Source organism: Nocardioides sp., from assembly GCF_024509035.1.
Taxonomy (GTDB): Bacteria; Actinomycetota; Actinomycetes; order Propionibacteriales; family Nocardioidaceae; genus Nocardioides.
In genome coordinates, this window is sequence record NZ_JANINT010000388.1 from 1 (window position 1) to 1,715 (window position 1,715).

Annotated in this window: 3 protein-coding genes; 2 read left to right on the forward strand and 1 reads right to left on the reverse strand. The window is 72.3% G+C overall.

Annotated features, from left to right (window positions below; translation table 11 throughout):
* Together Q0L15_RS21970 and Q0L15_RS21975 are read left to right on the forward strand one after the other, a co-directional pair.
* On the forward strand, positions 1-532 hold a 532-nt coding region (locus tag Q0L15_RS21970; RefSeq protein ID WP_296606960.1), incomplete at its 5' end, for a helix-turn-helix transcriptional regulator.
* 111 nt (positions 533-643) lie between these two features.
* Positions 644-832, forward strand: a complete 189-nt coding sequence (locus Q0L15_RS21975) for a hypothetical protein (RefSeq protein WP_296606961.1) — start codon at positions 644-646, stop codon at positions 830-832.
* Here the strand turns inward: Q0L15_RS21975 and Q0L15_RS21980 are convergent.
* The coding region (locus Q0L15_RS21980) for an MMPL family transporter (RefSeq protein ID WP_296606963.1) at positions 822-1,715 on the reverse strand (894 nt) is incomplete at its 5' end. The genes Q0L15_RS21975 and Q0L15_RS21980 overlap by 11 nt on opposite strands.

A 1,715-nucleotide genomic window follows, 5' to 3' on the forward strand; every position in this document is an offset into this window, starting at 1 on the left:
CTGGCTCGAGGAGCTGCTCCGGTTCGCACGTGGCACCGACATGGCATGGGCCTGGGCCGCGGTCCACCACTGCCGAGCCGTGCTCGGCAGGGGCGATCGCGAGGACGAGCTCCGGCAGGCGCTCACTTGGCACGCCCGCTCCTCCCGGCTGCCGGCTCGGGCCCGCACCCAGCTCGCCCTCGGCGAGCACCTGCGGCGCAGCCGGCGGCGCGCCGACGCCCGCGTCCCGCTGCGTGAGGCCATGGACACCTTCGAGACGCTCGGCGCCGCGCTGTGGGCCGAGCGGGCGCGCCACGAGCTCCGCGCCTCGGGTGAGACCGCCCGGCGCGGCGCGAGCCTGGTCGCGACCGACCTCACCGCTCAGGAGTCCCAGATCGCCGGCCTCGTCCGGCAGGGTCTCTCGAACAAGGACGTCGCCGCCCGGCTCTTCATCAGTCCGCGGACCGTGGACTTCCACCTCCGCAACGTCTACGCCAAGCTCGGCATCACCTCCCGCACCGAGCTCGCGGCCCTCGCCAGCGACCCGGTCTGACCTCCTCGTTCCAGCAGCGGGCTCGCACAACCCGGCGAGATCACCGGCGCGAGACGGGGCTGCCGCCGCACACGATGAGTCTCCCGAACCAGTACGACGAGGAGATCCGCCATGAGCTCGACCCGCGTTGCCCTTCCCGACCTCGCCCGCGCCGAGGTCACCCAGCGACTCCGCGACGCCGACGACGAACGCCGCCGGCGCCTGGCCCGCCGTACCGGCGGCCGTACGACGAGGCCCGCCGCCACCCGTTCAGCCGGGTGGCGGCGGGCGGAGCTAGCGCCGGGTGCGATCAGCGGCTGACGAGCTCCTCGGCCGACACGTCGGCCTGCGTGCGGCCCGACCCGTCGACGTCGGCGGGCGTGCGCCTCTCGATGCTCACGTGCGGCAGGACCCGGTCGAGCCAGGACGGCAGCCACCAGTTGCCTCGCCCGAGGAGTGCCATCGTCGCGGGCACCAGGACCATGCGGACCACGGTGGCGTCCACCGCGACCGCGACGGCCAGACCGAGACCGAGCATCTTCAGCGACGGGACCGGGCTGGCGACGAAGCTGAGGAAGACGGCGACCATGATCAGCGCCGCGGAGGTCACGATGCGACCGGTGCCGGCCAGGCCGCGAGCGACCGACTCGGTGTTGTCGCCGGTGGCGTCGTACTCCTCCTTGATGCGCGACAGCAGGAAGACCTCGTAGTCCATGGAGAGCCCGAACAGGATCGGGAACATGATGACCACGATCAGCGAGGTGATGGGGGTCGGCCCCTCGAGGCCCAGCAGCTCCGCGCCCCATCCCCACTGGAACACCGCGACCAGGACGCCGTAGGCGGCGCTGATCGACAGCAGGTTCATCACGGCGGCCTTGAGCGGGACCGCGATGGAGCGGAACACCATCATCAGCAGGACGAACGACACCGCGATCACCGCGCCGATGAACAGCGGGAGGGTCTCCTCGAGCTGGGCGTTGAGGTCGTCGGTGATGGCGGTGATGCCCGTGACGTAGGCGTTGGGCGGGATGACGTCGCGGACGGCGTCGATGGTGGCCGAGGTCTCCGGGTCAGCCGGTCCCGCGGCGGGAGTCGCGGTGAGGACGACGGTGCTGCCGTCACCCGAGGTCACCGGCTCGCCGACTCCGACGATGCCCGGCACGGCCGCGATCTCTGTGGCGACGGTCTCGACGCCGTCCGCGTC

Excerpts from the sequence above, each read along its gene's own strand:
- Q0L15_RS21975 (WP_296606961.1), top strand. The coding sequence starts at position 644 with ATGAGCTCGACCCGCGTTGCCCTTCCCGACCTCGCCCGCGCCGAGGTC.